This is a genomic window from Paenibacillus sp. FSL K6-1318, from assembly GCF_037976905.1.
Lineage (GTDB): Bacteria > Bacillota > Bacilli > Paenibacillales > Paenibacillaceae > Paenibacillus > Paenibacillus amylolyticus_A.
In genome coordinates, this window is sequence record NZ_CP150270.1 from 5336325 (window position 1) to 5352804 (window position 16480).

Annotated in this window: 16 protein-coding genes; 3 read left to right on the forward strand and 13 right to left on the reverse strand. The window is 47.6% G+C overall.

What is annotated here, in order from left to right; genetic code table 11:
- Positions 1–75: 75 nt before the first annotated feature.
- A complete protein-coding gene (locus NYE45_RS23695; protein WP_340014254.1) occupies positions 76–1662 on the forward strand; it encodes an oleate hydratase in 1587 nt (528 codons plus the stop codon).
- Between the two features lie 461 nt (positions 1663–2123).
- On the opposite strand, the gene NYE45_RS23700 is transcribed toward NYE45_RS23695, so the two are convergent.
- From NYE45_RS23700 to NYE45_RS23715, 4 genes are all read right to left on the reverse strand, one after another.
- On the reverse strand, positions 2124–2495 hold the full coding sequence (locus tag NYE45_RS23700) for a hypothetical protein (RefSeq protein ID WP_076333741.1): 372 nt from the start codon (positions 2493–2495) through the stop codon (positions 2124–2126).
- 172 nt (positions 2496–2667) lie between these two features.
- Positions 2668–3879 carry an N-acetylglucosamine-6-phosphate deacetylase gene (gene nagA, locus NYE45_RS23705; protein WP_340014255.1) on the reverse strand — a complete coding sequence of 404 codons (1212 nt, stop codon included), beginning with the start codon at positions 3877–3879 and terminating at the stop codon, positions 2668–2670.
- Positions 3876–4604 (reverse strand): glucosamine-6-phosphate deaminase, encoded by a 729-nt coding sequence (gene nagB, locus NYE45_RS23710; RefSeq protein ID WP_026081489.1) that lies wholly within the window; start codon positions 4602–4604, stop codon positions 3876–3878. Before nagB ends, nagA begins: the two co-directional genes overlap by 4 nt.
- 3 nt (positions 4605–4607) lie before the next feature.
- Positions 4608–5471, reverse strand: a complete 864-nt coding sequence (locus tag NYE45_RS23715; protein ID WP_340014256.1) for a MurR/RpiR family transcriptional regulator — start codon at positions 5469–5471, stop codon at positions 4608–4610.
- A gap of 212 nt (positions 5472–5683) precedes the next feature.
- Here NYE45_RS23715 and NYE45_RS23720 point away from each other — a divergent pair, with 212 nt between their 5' ends.
- Positions 5684–6034 carry a hypothetical protein gene (locus NYE45_RS23720; RefSeq protein ID WP_340014258.1) on the forward strand — a complete coding sequence of 117 codons (351 nt, stop codon included), beginning with the start codon at positions 5684–5686 and terminating at the stop codon, positions 6032–6034.
- Positions 6035–6144: 110 nt separating this feature from the next.
- On the opposite strand, the gene NYE45_RS23725 is transcribed toward NYE45_RS23720, so the two are convergent.
- The 7 genes from NYE45_RS23725 to NYE45_RS23755 form a co-directional block, all read right to left on the reverse strand.
- Complete coding sequence (locus NYE45_RS23725) at positions 6145–6699, reverse strand: DUF4303 domain-containing protein (RefSeq protein ID WP_340014259.1); 555 nt, start codon at positions 6697–6699, stop codon at positions 6145–6147.
- A gap of 336 nt (positions 6700–7035) precedes the next feature.
- Positions 7036–7260, reverse strand: coding sequence for a helix-turn-helix transcriptional regulator (locus NYE45_RS23730; protein WP_017692532.1), 225 nt, complete (start codon positions 7258–7260; stop codon positions 7036–7038).
- Positions 7261–7503: 243 nt separating this feature from the next.
- Complete coding sequence (locus NYE45_RS23735; RefSeq protein ID WP_340014261.1) at positions 7504–8493, reverse strand: YhcN/YlaJ family sporulation lipoprotein; 990 nt, start codon at positions 8491–8493, stop codon at positions 7504–7506.
- A 223-nt stretch (positions 8494–8716) separates the two neighbouring features.
- Positions 8717–9730 carry a DUF4340 domain-containing protein gene (locus NYE45_RS23740; protein ID WP_340014262.1) on the reverse strand — a complete coding sequence of 338 codons (1014 nt, stop codon included), beginning with the start codon at positions 9728–9730 and terminating at the stop codon, positions 8717–8719.
- Entirely contained in the window at positions 9727–11121 is a 1395-nt protein-coding gene (locus NYE45_RS23745) for a GldG family protein (RefSeq protein WP_340014263.1), read from the reverse strand. Before NYE45_RS23745 ends, NYE45_RS23740 begins: the two co-directional genes overlap by 4 nt.
- Positions 11122–11125: 4 nt before the next feature.
- On the reverse strand, positions 11126–11842 hold the full coding sequence (locus NYE45_RS23750; RefSeq protein ID WP_062837857.1) for an ABC transporter permease subunit: 717 nt from the start codon (positions 11840–11842) through the stop codon (positions 11126–11128).
- Positions 11839–12972 carry an ATP-binding cassette domain-containing protein gene (locus tag NYE45_RS23755; protein ID WP_340017431.1) on the reverse strand — a complete coding sequence of 378 codons (1134 nt, stop codon included), beginning with the start codon at positions 12970–12972 and terminating at the stop codon, positions 11839–11841. The genes NYE45_RS23750 and NYE45_RS23755 overlap by 4 nt, the downstream gene beginning before the upstream one ends.
- A 245-nt stretch (positions 12973–13217) precedes the next feature.
- On the opposite strand from NYE45_RS23755, the gene NYE45_RS23760 reads away from it, so the two are divergent.
- Positions 13218–14291: a glycosyltransferase family 4 protein gene (locus NYE45_RS23760; RefSeq protein WP_340014265.1), complete on the forward strand. Its 1074-nt coding sequence runs from the start codon at positions 13218–13220 to the stop codon at positions 14289–14291.
- A 64-nt stretch (positions 14292–14355) separates the two neighbouring features.
- Here the strand turns inward: NYE45_RS23760 and NYE45_RS23765 are convergent, their stop codons facing one another.
- Positions 14356–15840 (reverse strand): DHA2 family efflux MFS transporter permease subunit, encoded by a 1485-nt coding sequence (locus NYE45_RS23765; RefSeq protein WP_062837860.1) that lies wholly within the window; start codon positions 15838–15840, stop codon positions 14356–14358.
- 263 nt (positions 15841–16103) lie between these two features.
- A complete protein-coding gene (locus NYE45_RS23770) occupies positions 16104–16463 on the reverse strand; it encodes a hypothetical protein (protein WP_340014266.1) in 360 nt (119 codons plus the stop codon).
- Positions 16464–16480 lie beyond the last annotated feature (17 nt).

Consider the following 16480-nt stretch of genomic DNA (forward strand, 5'->3'; position numbering starts at 1 on the left):
TGATCTTTTGATCATACCTTACGGGACCTGCAAGGTTTACATTAGGGATGTGATTACAGAACCTTTTGGAGGCGAATGATCGTGAAGAAAGAACATGGTAATAAACAGGTCTATTTTGTAGGCGGCGGCATTGCATCTTTGGCGGGTGCAGCTTATCTGGTCAGAGATTGTGGCTTTCCTGGAGAACATATTCACATTATCGAAGAAATGCCGATTCTCGGCGGTAGCAATGACGGAGCTGGTAATCCCGATCAAGGATATATCATCCGTGGCGGGCGGATGCTCAATGACGAGGCCTATGAGAATCTCTGGGAGTTGCTGGCTTCCATCCCTTCCATCGACCGTCCAGACATATCTGTCCGACAGGAAATTACCGAATTTGACGATGCCAATCCCACACATTCCAATGCGCGGCTCATCAACCGTGACGGCCAGGTCGAAGATGTGCTCTCCATGGGTTTTGATATGGCGGACCGGTTGGCGATGGGCAAACTGATTATTACGCCTGAAGACACACTGGGTAAATTGCGAATCAACGACTGGTTTGGCCCTCATTTTTTCAAAACGAACTTCTGGTATATGTGGGCGACCACCTTCGCTTTCCAACCTTGGCATAGCGCCGTGGAATTCAAAAGATACATGCTCCGCTTTTTTCACGAATTCCCGAGAATTCAGACGCTGGAGGGGGTTACTCGCACACCGTTCAACCAATATGACTCGATCATCCTGCCAATGCATAATTACCTGGAACCGTTTGGCGTAGATTTCACGCTGAAATGCACGGTTACCGATCTGGATTTCAAAGACGGCGACGGCATTACGGTAAGTCGGATGCATGTGCGACGCAACGGTGCCGAGGAGATTATCGACATCAACGAAGGCGATCTGGTCATTGTCACAAACGGTTCGATGACCGAAGGAGCCGATATCGGCTCCATGACTTCCGCACCAAAACTGAACGGTAAGGGCAGCTCATGGAAACTGTGGGAGAACATTGCGGCCAAGAAACCGATGCTAGGCAACCCTTCTTCTTTTAATGATCATGTGCATGAGTCCAAATGGGAATCGTTTACGGTCACCTTCCAGGATTCGGTCTTCTTCGATCTGATGGAGAAATTTACACGCAACCGGGCAGGCACCGGGGCTCTGGTTACTTTCAAGGATTCCAGCTGGTTCATGTCAGTTGTTCTGGCCTTTCAACCGCACTTCCGCGGTCAGCCGGAGCATGTAAAAGTATTCTGGGGATACGGATTATATCCGGATAACGTGGGCGATTACGTGAAGAAAAGAATGTGCGACTGTACCGGTGAAGAGATTATGCAGGAGTTGATTGGCCATCTTCATTTCGAGGAACATCAAGAGGCCATCATGGCTACCGCCAACTGCATTCCTTGCATGATGCCTTACATTACAGCGCAATTCATGCCTAGACTGAACAGCGACAGACCGAAGGTTGTACCTGAAGGCTCCACCAACCTGGCCTTCATCAGCCAATTCTGCGAGATTCCCGATGACGTGGTATTCACCGAAGAATATTCAGTCCGGGCAGCACGGATTGCCGTCTACACCTTGCTTGGAGAGAACCGTCCGATTGAGCCCATCAACAAGTATCAGTATGATGTTCGGACGCTGTTCAGTAGTTTTGTGACTTCGTTTAGATGACTGCTTATATAGAGAATGTGTGTTGTTGAATGAAGAGTCGTTGTATAAAGCAAATAAAGAGAGTTCCGTCAGTGATGACAGGACTCTCTCTTTCGTTAAGTATTAAGTTTCACACATAACCTTCATCGAGATTGCCAACGGTCGTCTAAAGAACCTCACAAGCCTTATTGCTCGAAATTTCGCAGGTTTGAAAATCTAACGAATCGTAGAAGCCTTATTTGTGCTGTAAGCATGTTTGGGCAGCAGAATATCACTAAATTGTACTCAATAGCGTGTCTGAGATTCGTTACATTTTGTATGACAGCAAAATCATTGGAATAAGGCTTCACAGGTTCGTTAGCGCTATGTGACCCTTCGAAGAAGACTACTTATGAGAATGGAATCGTAGTGATATGTTATTGTCGATATCCTAGTCCAGTCTTTCTTGAAACTTCACTTATAACTCTTCCTACTCACTTCGCTTATGTGCGGAATGTTGTAAACTTCAGCATGTGCACAAGCTTGGATAAATGTGCGATCTCCTGCTGGACTCCAGAGGTGTCCGTTCCTGCCATTGCCTGATTCGCCCGCAGCGTTCTGCGTGTGTTCAGCATACCTTCGATCAGTTTCATGACCGTGTTGCGTCCACGATGATCCACAATCATATACTTTTTGCGTGCATCCAGCTCTACCCATACGATGTTGCTGAATGATGTGAACAGATGCTTGCGGTACTGCTCCATATCGGTCTCATTGTAATGCTCGCCATAAAAGGCATAATATCCGTGTATGTGCAACTTCTCCGCCAACACTGTGATGAACGGATCATGTTCGAGCATAGCGTTACGTTCCATGTTTCACGCCTCCGTTATGCGTGATCCGCAGATCCCGTCTTTTTGAGATCTATTTTAACATATTGCGCAAGGTGTTGCCTCTCTGCAGATAGAAGCCAAGTTTTAACTCCGAAGACTGATGCATCACAAATGAGAGTTATTAGCACGATACTAATTTTCTATCCTAATATGACTAGCCAATCCGTCTACCCTTCACCCATACACCCTCAATATCCAGCTCCGCATTCAGCAAAACGATATCTGCCTGTTTTCCTTGAGCCAGGGAACCTGTCCGGTGATCAATTCCGAGCAGCCGTGCCGGAGTCAGACTTGCTGCACGTGATGCAGCATTCAGGCTCAAGCCCACTTCCTGCACCAGGTAACGGAAACCGCGAATCATGGTCAGTGTGCTTCCCGCCAGTGCGCCGCCATCCTTCAGCCTGGCCTCGCCATGCTTTACGATTACGGGCAGGTCGCCGATCTTGTACTCTCCGTCATCCAATCCCGCTGCAGACATGGCATCCGTAATCAACACGAGTTGATCATTATGTTGCTTCAGCTGAGCCAGGATCGAGATCGCCGCAGGATGCACGTGAATGCCGTCGGCAATCACCTCGGCACTGATACGCGGATCACTCAATACAGCTCCGGCAGCTCCGGGTAGCCGGTGATGCAGCGGTGTCATCGCATTGAACGTATGTACCGCATGATGCAGTCCGGCTTCCACTGCCCTCTCCACCTCTTCATAGGTCGCATCCGTGTGGCCGAGTGCCGCTGTAATCCGCTGCTCACGCAGCCATGAGATGACTTCCAGCGCGCCTTCACGTTCCGGTGCCAAGGTAACTTGACGGACCAGGCCAGGATATTGCTTCTCCCATGCTTCGAGCCAAGATACATCAGGCAGAATGATGTGTTCCGGATTTTGCGCGCCAGGCCATTTCGGACTAAAAAACGGACCTTCCAGGTGCACACCCTCAAGCTGTGCATATGGCATTTCACTCGAACGATAACGGTCGACTTCAGCAAGTACGCTGTCCAGACGCTCTTTTGGAGCCGTCATGGAAGTCGCAAGCATCGCTGTTGTGCCCTGTGTACTATGGAAAGAAGTGATCTTGTCCAACACCTCAGGGCTTGCGTCCATAAAGTCTTCTCCGTTCCCACCATGCACATGGATATCAATGAATCCAGGCACAATGAGACCACGTTCCGGTACTGACAGCGGCAAAGCCTCACTCCGAATCCGTTCAGGAAGACCTTCCTGTATCCCGGCATAAAGGATTTTCCCATCCCTCCAGGCTATTACACCGTCTTCCAATATTTCATCTGCAATGAGCAGCTTGCCCCGAAGAAGAGAAATATTTTCATCACGCTGGCTCCCGCTAACACGGCTATTCTCCTCGGTCATCTCACCAGCCTCCCAGCCGCACGGTCCAGCAATACCACCACATTTGGATGACATTGCAAAAGCGATGCAGGACAGGCCGTTGTGATTGGTCCCATGAAAGCTTCCCGGATAATCTCGGCTTTTTCCTCTCCACGGGCAATGAGCAGAATCTGTTTGGCTTTCAAAATGGTACCGACACCCATCGTAATCGCCTGAGCCGGAACCTCATCGATGCTGTCGAAGAAACGTGCGTTTGCCTTACGCGTCTCGTCTTTCAGATCCACGACATGCGTCCGCCCAGTCAGCTCGGTTCCCGGTTCATTGAAGCCAATATGACCATTATGTCCGATCCCCAGCAGTTGCAGATCTACTGGTCCACGATCGTCCAGCCGCTGTTCATAGGAATTACATTCCTGTTCCAGATCGGCAGCCTGACCATCAGGTACATGCGTTCTGGCAAGATCCATATCAATATGATGGAATAATTGTTCGTTCATAAAACTGCGGTAGCTTTCACGATGCTCTGTTGGCAGTCCGACATACTCATCGAGATTAAAAGAAGAAGCCTGTGAGAAGCTGACCAGCCCCTTCTGGTACAACGTGATAAGCTGTTTATATATGCCTACAGGAGAACTTCCTGTCGCGAGCCCCAATACAGCCCGGGGTTTGGTTTGCAACAAGCTGGCAATGAGGCCAGCACCCGTAGCGTTTAAATCTTCTTCATTTTCAAAAATTCGTATATTCATCTGTCAGGCACCTCCGTTGTGTTGGAATCGATAGGACTGCACGTTGTGATAGGATTGTTCCAGTCTGGGGATAAAACGGTCGAAGTCGGCACTTACCATGCCTGTGAACAAAATATCGACCACATGCAGCAGTGCAATACGTGAAGCCATATCTCCGCGCCGCATGCCTTCTTCCAAGGAAGAGGTGAACAGTGGGATATCCGATACCGTTGCGAGTGTGTTACTTCCGTAGGAGGTCAGTGAAATCGTAGAAGCTCCGGCCTCTTTGGCACAATGCAGGGCATCGATGGTCTCTGGTGTTTCGCCTGAATAGGATACGGCCATCGCTACATCTCCCTCAGCGAGCGAAGATGCGGATGTAATCTGCATGTGTGAGTCTGAGAAAGCCGTACAGCTTTTGCCGATCCGCACCAGTTTCTGATAGAAATCTTGTGTAACAATCGACGAGGTCGCTACACCGTACAGATCGATGCGGCGAGCCTGGCACAATAATTGAACGGCATGCTCCAATCTGCCCAAGTCCAGTAAACGAGTAGTATCTGCAATAGATGCAAGGTGGTTGGCTTCGATAGCTTCAACAATTTTGGAGAGCGGGTTGCCAGCGACGATATCCTGATATGCCGTTTCATCCGAAGCGTGTGATAACTCTGCGGCGAGCTTCATTTTGAAATCGGGAAAACCTTTGAAATGAAACGACTTGCAAAAGCGGGTCACCGTCGCCGCACTTGTGCCACTCTGCTCTGCCAGATGACTAATTGTCCAGCCGGGAATGTCCGATGGAGATTGCATAATGACTTCGGCAATACGTCGCTCCTGAGACGGAAGGTTATTCAGTTCTTGCTGCAACGCACGTAATATGGCTGCCATGAGGACCTCACTTTATGAAAATTATTTTTATTTATTTTTAATTAAATAAGAAAATCATTTTTATAATTTCATTTTAATCAAGACGATCCTGCAAATCAAGAGGAATTTCACACGACTTTCGCATTCATGCTGAACGTGTGGATAGACCCTCATCTCCTTGCTCCAAATCATGAATATCCTTTATATTGAGAATCGAAAGGGGCACAATTCTAATGAATCAAAGACAACGGAAAAAGCTCATTCCTTCCACCTGGATTATTGCTACCAAGCAATCAGGAGGACATGCCTATTATTCTCTCTATGCTATAGACTGGAAACGCAGAGGTCGGTTGAGTTGGGAAGGTTGGAATCACCTTGAAGATCTGCTGCAATTTCATATTCCGATCAAACGAAAAGCCGGAGGCCGGAAATCCGCTTCCCAGCCTGCCGCCAAGATTGCGAAAAGAGCGCTCCATCTTCATCTGAACGAAGCACAATTTGAGGAATTGGAGCAGCTCTTTTATCAGCCATTTTCGAAGAAAAGATGGAGGATGTTCCTTCAAATGAATAGGAATAAAAAATGATATGAATTCGGTTATTTCATTTTTTCACGCTAAAACAAAAAAGCCTCTTCCCTTCTTTGGATAAAGAATAGGAAAGACTTTCGCGGTACAACGATTCAATTCATTTTGACTCAAGTCAACTCGTTCTGATTCATGCCATCATATCGTTTTAAGAATTTGCTGGCTAAACCGGGGTCTGTCATTTGATGAACCGATTGATTTTCAATCTCCTCCGCCAGATCATCATCTGTGAGAGAAACAAAAAACGTAATGTCTGCTTTGGTTTGTCCATATCGGGCGAAAACGTCATCTGCTGTCTCATTCACAACTTTGGCGATGATTCGAATGATCTCATCCTTATACTTCTGGACATCTTCTGTTGCATACAACAATCGGCTGATATGGTTAAAGTGTGTCTCGTCGCCATATTGATATTCGGAGCAGCCCCATCTGTAATAGATCTCGTCCTCTTCACTATCACATAGCCCTTGCTCTTTCATACTCGAAATATGCCCAGCCAGGGATTCCTCTGTATTTATCGCCAAAAACAGGGTAACCCAATCACTGTCCGTTCCAAAAGCACAAGCATATACTTTTTCATGCTGCACCTTAGCCAACGTTTGTTCCAGATCGGGCAGAAAACTCGCACGAAAATGGTCTTCGAATTCATTTAAAAAACGGTCCACTCAGCTCATCCTTTCATTATTATAAGTTGAAATACCGAATAGTTACACTTGCCACTTCGCTGACAGAATAACCTTTCGATCACTGTTATCGTTCAAACCAACGTTTCACTTTCACGCCTTACCTACTGCCTTATCTGCTTCATATATGTACTCATTTCATTATGATCTACTAAAATAATGAAAACAAGCGATGCTACGTTTCGGATCTTCCCTCAATTTATTGTTAACTCCCTCATTTCATGGTCCATAAAAGCAAAAAAGCCTTGCCCCATTCTTCATGACAAAGAATAGAGAAAGGCTTTCATGCTGCTACTTAATCCTAACTGTAATTCGCAACTAAATCTTCAGCTCTCCAAGCTTAATCAGCTCGACAACTGCCTGCGAACGACCCTTAACATTGAGTTTCTGCATCACATTCGAAATATGGTTACGCACCGTTTTCTCGCTGATGAATAACTGCCCTGCGATGTCACGCGTTGTTTTGTCTTGAACCAGTAATTCGAATACTTCGCGTTCACGGTGGGTCAACAAAAATTTGCTTTTATGATCGATACCCTTCAATGTTCACCCCTCCTTGCTCGGGTTGTGTTGGTGTAACAAGGTTAAGGGGATACAGTCAACTCATCTTATGTCAGGTCAAGGGCGTTGGTTCAGTTTTATAAGAAAAATGGGCAGTAAACATGTGATTCATTGTCCAAAGAGAACGTATGCAATTGTCTATGTATTGGATCATGTAAAACAAACATGCCCCTGCAGCTGATGTTGCCATCTGCGCAAAGGCACACTTGTTCATATCTTAAAAAACTACCGATTCATTCGGTCCATGACACCACCGTTGTGATTACGGTTCATCAGGCCATCGTCAAGGATGCCATCACGGTGATTGGTATCTGTGCCGTTCGTCGGGAAAATGCGCTCTACCATTGATTGGAACGTATCGATCATGCCGCTGACCGGCTTACCGTTACGAATATCTGTGGCATAGTTCTCGACATGCTCCACAAAATCCGGATTGGCTGATACATATACATTCTCGATGTTCGGTGCAAACTGCTTGATTTTGGCTGAAATCTTACCCTTAATCTCAGCTGATGTGTTATCGTCCGAGCTATCTACACGTTGTCCTTCACTTTTCATACCATAATGCCCATCGTCCGTCCCACGTGCTTTGCCGCTGTTCGTCAGACCACGCATCATACCAACCGCGCCTGTGCCCATCGTGCCATAGATGCCACGATCGTTGCCCATATGACTGCGATCCGTTGCTGAATTCTTGTTCAGTCCTGGCGCAATTCCGCTGGTGCTGTACGGAGACATCGTGCCCGTTCCACCATTTACACGCATGCCACCCATATCGTGATTCATGTTGCCCCCACGCATGGTATCACTGGCATGATTGCGCATCGTCCCACCCAGCATGCTCGTACGACCATTGGACTTGCTTTCCAACTTGCCTGCATGACCATCTGCCAAACGAACCGCGACATACGCATTACGATCCGTTAACATGACACGGGCGGATTTGACTTCCTTCATCTCCGTGATGCGTTTTGCCAGCTCTTCACTGGATTTCAGGTCAGTGACATTATGCATGCGATAACTTTTCGCACGAATGCCGTCCATGCCGTTCGTTTCCACACCATAACGGTTTATGCCATTCGCTTGCTCACGAACACTTTGCGTATGAAGATTGTTGGTATCCCGATTCGTGCCACAACCTGTCAAACCGGCCATTACAAAAATTGCAGTAGACAATGATAACGTAATAGCTGTTGCCTTTTTGACTGCTGGCATGTACTCATCCTCCAATGTTTGTTGGTTTTGGTCACAAAGATAGGATGCGCTTCTGTACGTACCGATATGCTGAAAGGATATGGTACCTTATCCTGTAGTTTTTGATCTTTTGGTTGTGGTCTTTGCTAATAAATAAAAAGACAGTGCTGCTTGTTCGCAGCACTGCCTCCATGTAACTTGAATTCACTTCAAGTTAGTTATAATCACTTATCCTTCAGCTCGCTCATTTTCCATCTGATGAGGAAGTCGTTGACTTATTTGCCGAACTCGATGACTCTTCCGAAGAAGTTGTTGAAGCCTTAATCGTATCCGGGAATTTCTCGGCTTCCGTCAGACTCGTCGCATCCATGGCATATGCCCACTGACCATCCGGCGTAATGACCCAAATCTGTTCCGGTTCGGATGGAACGGTAAGTCCCCGATATACATCACGAACTTGTTGCCCATTTACCGTCTGTTCAACAGACAGGGTGAATCGTGGGACCGTCTCCTTCAGCTCGGATGCTTTGCGCACATCATCTGCTGTCGACAGGTTTTTGATTTTGCCAATGAGCGAAACGGCATCTGTGGCTTCAATTGTTTTTCCATTCAATGTCCAGGCCTGCTCTGCCGCACCGTTCTCCGATGTTGATTTTAACATCCAGGTAGCTGCTTCACCTTCCCACTCCAGAGATCCAACATTCGACTCATCCATGTTGAAAGGTGTTGTATCCAACAAATCACGACGAGTCAAAGCAATGTTGGTAATCGCCTCTGTCTGCACGGCAACTACGGGGCCCGAATCAACACGCACATAACGTGCATCATCTGCTGGAAGCTGGCCGCCAATAGCCAGTTGGATCTCCCGATTATCTTTGAGTTTGATATCCATACGTGTAGCATCTGTTCCTAATCCGTACTTACCCAGATCCGTCGGTGCTTCTTCCACCACCAGTTCCTGATTCGCGCCACTCAGAGCATCCAGCCAGCTGCTTACACTGTAACCGTTCAGAGGATATGCCTTCGGTTCAAGCATCTGCCAGATGCCATTCTCAAGCGCCAAAGTCGAAGATGCTGCTGCACCAGATGTCTCCTCCGTAGTGTCATGTATCGTGATGGATTGGATATCCCCGGATTGAATACCGAGCAATTTGGCTTGTACCGCTTCTTCTTCCCGAAAATAATTTTGACTGGCCGCGTACACCCAGCCCACAATCAGTACGATGACCACCAGAATCGTTGGGACCCATTTTCTCATACCCGTCTGCGCCTCCACCATAAGAGTACACCAATGATAACAAAGATAAGCGGGAACGCCACAATCGCCACAAAGAAGATCGTTCTAGCCTGTTCACCGTTCAGGTATGCCATCTCATAACCGGCTTGCACTCTTGGACGAATCGTCAGTCCATCTTCTTTTTCACTCAGATAGTTCACTGTATTCAAAATAAAGTCCCGATTACCGCCATTCGCAATTTCCGAATCCTGCATGAAAATGGACGAGCCCAGAATAACTGCCTTCGGTTTACCATCCGTTGTATCGGCTGCATACCCCAATTCCACTGGACCCTGAATGTCCTCTTCAGCATCATTGGTCGTTTCATTTTGCAATAAACCGCCGATATTCGTCTCCCCATAACTGTCATCCGAAGAGTGAATTAACGGGGAAAGTGTATACTTATCCTGTTCTTTGCTGGTCAGCGCAATCGACAGCGACAACATCGGATACAATTGGCTCGCAGCAAGTTTGTCCGTAATAGCATGTGTACCATACTCCGGCACGACCCAGAGTGGCCCCATCGTACTGGCCTGTTGGTTATCCACCATGACCGCATGCTCATCCACGACGCCATAGTCAGCCATCAGGGCATCGATATTTTTCCAACTGGATTTCATATCTTCCACAAATCCAAGGGATAATAACAGCTTGCCTCCATTACTCAGATAGGTGCGAATGGCTTTCATTTCCGTATCACTGAGATCACGTTGTGGACCAATAATAGCGAGCACATCTGCATCTTCCGGAACCTTCCCGGCTTGATTCAGCTGCAACTCTTCCGTTTGCACATTATTTTGTTCCAAGGAGGATTGAAGTGTAGTCATCTGATCGAGACTCAACTCTTCATGACCGGTCAAAAAGACCATTTTGTGCATCTCCGTGGATGACATATTCATGAGCGCCTGCGTCAGCTTTTCCTCACCTGTGAACTGATATGATCCGTCACTGCCGTCACCTGTCGCGGTGAACAGACTCGCAATATCAATCACTTTATGTTGATCTCCCTGCTCCAGCACAATGGAGCTGCCTGTTATGCCGTATTTGGATGCCAACGCAGGTTCCTGCGTCAGATTATACTGTTTTAGCTTTAGCTTGCTGTTGCGTTTGGTATACTCCTCCACCATATCCGTAACCTCACGGTTCAGGACCGTGTTGTTGGCATTTTCGACGGTTAACACCAGAATGTTGACGTCGTCCTTCACGTTTTTGATCGCAGTAAGGGACTGGTCAGATAACGTGTATTGTTTGTTCGAGGTCAGATCCAGCTGGAAGCCGCCAAGTGAATTCAGGAACAGTGTTAGCAAAATAAAGATGCCAATCACCGCTACGGACAGCACGGTACTGTTGGTATGACTTAACCATTTTTTCATCTTCTCACCTCCACCGCTTCCGTTCCACAATTTGAATGCTCAACAGCAGAAATACACCTGAAAGTGTGACATAGTACAATATATCCGGCCCACTAAGCACACCTTTCATGAAGCTGTCGAACCGGTTAGTCAGGGCAAACGGGTCCAGCCACTGCTGCAAAGCAGATCCCGTATTGCCTGCGAATGAATCAAGCATCCACAAAACGAGCAAAATAATAAAACCCGCCACCGCAGACACCATCTGATGCTGGGATAACGTTGAAGCGAACAGTCCAATCGCCATCATGCTTCCACCCAGGAAGAATAACCCCAGCGCAGACATCCATACCGTAGTCATATCCAGTGTCCCATAGAACGACATGATGAATGGATACACCAGACTACACAGGATGAGCACGACCAGAATGGCGAGAGAAGCGAGATATTTGCCGAATATAATTTCTGACACACGTGCCGGAGAGGTCAGCAGCAATTCATCCGTTCCCTGTCTGAATTCTTCAGCGATCAAACGCATCGTCAGCAATGGTACAACAAACAGCAGCATGGACAACGTGTCCCCCAGCACGAGACGGTAATCGACAATACTCGGCTGGTAATATACAAAGCTTGAATAGAACAACAGACTGGTCATCAGTACATATACAGCAAAAGCAAAATAGGACGTTGGTGACAGAAAATAAGCTTGCAGCTCTTTGTTGCATACCGCCATCATTCGTCTCATTTGGAGTCCTCCCCTTTGCGAGAATGGGGCGAAGTATCGGCTGATGTACTCGCCGATGTTTCTGATATGCTCGACGAGTCAATGTCCGAAGTTACATCCTGGTCCGTCTGTTTCCCAACAACCTTATCCACATCTGCCGAGTTCGCGTCTGTGTCCGTTGTTTCGGTTGTGGTCAGCTTCAGGAAGATTTGCTCCAGACTCAGATTCTCCTTCTTCATCTCCAGTATCGGTAAACCTGCACCGGACAAAAGGTAGAATAGCTCTTCCCGAAAATCTTCCGCGCTTTCTCCGGTGAGCAGCATTTTAACCGTATCCGTTGAAGCTGAAGTCAGTGAAGTGTCTTTGACGGCATTCGCATCTGATGTCTGAATGACTTCACTCCGCACCTTCTCCCATGGTGACAGCACATTATGTAGTTGCTCCGCAGTGGCTTTTACTTCAATCGACACCTTGAACTGATCCCCCATCGCTGAGCCGAAATGCTGAGGTGAACCATCCAGCACAAGTTGCCCCTGATTAATGATCAACATTCGATTACAGAGCGTGCTCACTTCAGGCAAAATATGTGTACTGAGCAGCACCGTATGGTTCTCGCCCAATTCTCGGATCAGATCCCGGATCTCGATAATCTGATTCGGATCAAGCCCCGATGTTGGCTCATCCAGGACCAGCAGATCCGGCTTGTGAATAATGGCTCCCGCCAAACCGAGACGTTGTTTGTAGCCTTTGGATAAACCGCGTACCAATTGTTTTTCCCGACCCTGAAGTCCCAATCTGCTAACCATCTCACTGACCCGTAGCTTGACCTCACGTGCCGGGACATCTCGCAGATTCGCTACGAATCTGAGATAGGACTGTACTGTCATATCCGGATAGAGCGGCGGTGTTTCAGGCAGATACCCAATCTTGGAACGAACACGCTGCCCCTGCTCATGCACCGACACTCCATCCACCATAATGGAACCCGCGGTTGGATGCAGATAGCCCGTAATCATACGCATCGTTGTTGTTTTTCCGGCACCATTGGGCCCGAGAAACCCGACAATTTCACCACGTTCCATGGTGAAATCCAGTTGATGCACGCCACGCTGCCCTTCGTACACTTTGCTGACCTGTTTCACTTCGAGCACATCATTCATCCTTTCCCGTTAAAATACCCGTGCACCATCGTTTGCAATAGATGATGGGCACGGGAAGTTCCTTGTATCTTACGTCAGCTATCCTAGCCTCAGCTTAATGTCACTTAAAAGAAAGCTTAAAAATAATTGTCCAAAATGTGAACATTCATGGCAACACCCACACCCTGCGCTTAAAGCCAACGTAACATAGAGTACAGGAGAATGTGCTCCTGACCAAAAGTCAGAGGGTGAATCGTGTGAAAGTATTATTCACGTTTTATGTTCCAAGCGGTGGCGTGGATACTTTAAATCGACTGCGCACCGCGGTTCTGAAACGTCATGGCATTGAAGCGCACCTGCTGTATCTCAACACAGGCTCGGGATTGCAGAACAACAGTGATACGCCCATTTTCACCGCGTCCAGTGACGAGGATATCCATCATATCATTCATACCCACCATTATGATGCTATCATTGCCACCTCAGACATTGCTATGCCCGGCCGCTTGCGAGGACTTGGTTATACAGGACGAATCATTTTTGAAGCGCAGGGACTCGGCACACGCGATCAGGCTCTGGAAACGATCCAGATGGCAGTACCTTACCTTCAAGCCCATTGCGATGCAGCCGTTTTGCCGCCCACAGACCATCTGCTGGATATGTTCATTCATATCTGCCCTTGGCTGCATCGGTTTGTTATTCCCAATATGCTGGATACGGACTCCTTTGCCCCGATCTTGGTGGATACCCCACCTTATCCGGTGCTGGCTTGGGTAGGACGACTCGAACACAACAAAAACTGGCGTGAATATTTAACCATATCCAGTGAAATTATCAAAAAAAATCCGAAAGCCAGATTATGGTTGTTCCACGATCCCACCTTGGCTAACCCTGAAGATGAAGTCATGTTCCGGCACATGCTGGCAGAATATGGACTCGAAGATAAGATTGGTATCTTCATCAATGTTCCCCATTCTCAGATGCCTGCCTTCTATTCCATGATCGCCGCTTCAGGGGGCATCATGTTATCCACTTCCCTGCTGGAAGGATTCGGTTATGCCGTCGCTGAAGCCATCTCTTGTGGCTGCCCGGTACTCAGTACAGACTCGGACGGTGTGCGTTCATTTATCACACATAATAAGACTGGGAAGTTCTATCCGATTGGCGATATCAAGGCAGCTGTCTCCGAAGCAAAGGACCTCATGAACAACAAGAAACTGCGTGAATATATCCGCATTCAGGGCAGACAGCATATGAGCTTGTCTTTCTCACCAGACCGGTATGCCCTTTCTTTCCGTGAAATGATGACTGCCTTGCGTATTTTTCAATAAAGGATCGCAAAAAGGCAGCTCAGAGAGATTCTCTGAACTGCCTTTTTATGGTTCTTAGGGAGCCTTAGTGTCCCATCATCATTGCAGGATCAGGCTTGTCGCCATTTTGAAGGTCTTCTTCCGGCATTGGTTTTGGTTTGCGCAGGATCAGACTGAGCAAACATCCGAACAATGCAATACATGCGGCCAGGAAGAACGTATCATTGAAACCACCCACCAAACCATGAACTATAGCGGTCGGCTCTGCACTCGTTGTATTATCTGCAATTCTTGAAGTAAGGAAGCCCGTAAGTCCGGCAACCGCGAAAGACACGACTACTTGCTGTGCAGCAGCCGTAAGCGGTGTAACCCGTCCAACCAACTTGCGCGGTGCAGCATTCAATACATGCGTATTGAGCGGCATCATGGACAAGCCCATACCCAGACCCATCATGACCAGCGCCGTTATAATCAGACCAAGACCTGTCTCTGCCGTGATGGAGGACAGAATAAACAATGCTCCCGAGATAATTCCCAGACCCACGAAGGCCAGAGGTCTCGCACCGATTTTATCAAACAATCGACCACCAAGCGGCATGCCCACTCCGGAAGCCAAAGCCTGTGGAAGCAGAATCAATCCTGTTTCCAGTGCAGTGTACCCTTTGATCTGCTGCAAATATAACGGGATCAGGATCATCGCACCGAACAGCGCCACTTGGGACACCCATGCGAGAACAATCCCCCGTGAGAAGTCAGATGATTTGAATACCCGAAGTTCGAGCAATGGATTTTGATGACGTAGTTCTACAATAATGAACAAAATGAGTGCTACACCACCCACAATGACACCCGTGAGTGTTGTTGCAGATGTCCAGCTCGTTCCCCCCTCACTCACACCGTAAGCAAGCATCGAGAACGCAATTGGCGCCAGAATCATGCCGAGCAGATCCAGTGCAGGCGTGCGTCCACGATCCGTATCAGGCAAGAACTTGATACATAGAATGAAAGCCGCAATACCAATCGGCAAGTTGATCAGGAAGATCCAGTGCCAGCTCAATGATTCGATAAACCAACCAGACAATACCGGACCTAACGCAGGGGCAAGCAGCATGGGAATTCCGAGCATACCCATGATGGAGCCTCTTCGCTCAGGAGGAGCCAGACGAAAGACCATTGCCATACCAATTGGAGCAACCATGCCTCCACCGAGACCCTGGATGACACGGTAAATGATTAATTGCTCAGGCGATTGGGCAATCGAGCATAATACAGAACCCAAAGTGAACATGGCAATCGTGAACAGAAATACTCTTTTGGCACCAAAACGGTCCGTTAACCAACCTGCCAGCGGAATAACCGCAGACAATGCCAGGGTGTAACCCGTAACCGTCCATTGGATGGTCTTAAGGTCCGTTTCGAAATATTGAACAAGATTCGGAATGGCCACGTTCACAACCGTGCTGTCCAGAATAACCATAATCATTCCGACGATAATAGCCAGGAGTGGCAGTATAATTGTTTTGATTGAAAACTCTGCCGGCTCCTGGGGAACTGCTGTTTGTTCTTTCACGTTCTCCACACTCTTTTCCGGCTAGCAGATCACAGTTTTATCCCTGCGTCTCACTCAGCCTATATTTACGACCAATTTCAAACTATCGTTTTAAACCGTCGTTTTAAACTTTTGTTTAATACTGATCTAATTTTAATGAAAATACCTTTGCTGTCAAGCTATTTTTTCGAGACATTTCCACTATGGATGCACCACAAAAAAATGGAACAGGCTCTTCCCTGCTCCACACGTTGGCTGATCATGCCTATTTAATTATGTCCATATCAATCTGCGAGCTTCATCATCTGATATTCTGACAGTATGCCCAATGTCTGACCGTGAATATTCCTGCAATACATCCGAATAACCAGATGATTCGGTGAAGAACTGTTGCTGATGATCCTCAGCTCATAAGGCTCGGATGACACATCCAGATTATGAATAACCTGATTACCACCCACTCCTCCTGAATTGGACCTTAGGTGAAAAAGATGCCGATACAGCTCCCCGTGAATACTGGCTCCACCGACAAACACATCCGTCCCTTCTTCGCCGCCGACATAGGCCAACTCCACATCCATGTACTTGACGGGAACAAATGTCTGTAGCAGATTCTCATGAATCTCAAGTAAATATACCGCCACTGTAGAACCCTCCTTCG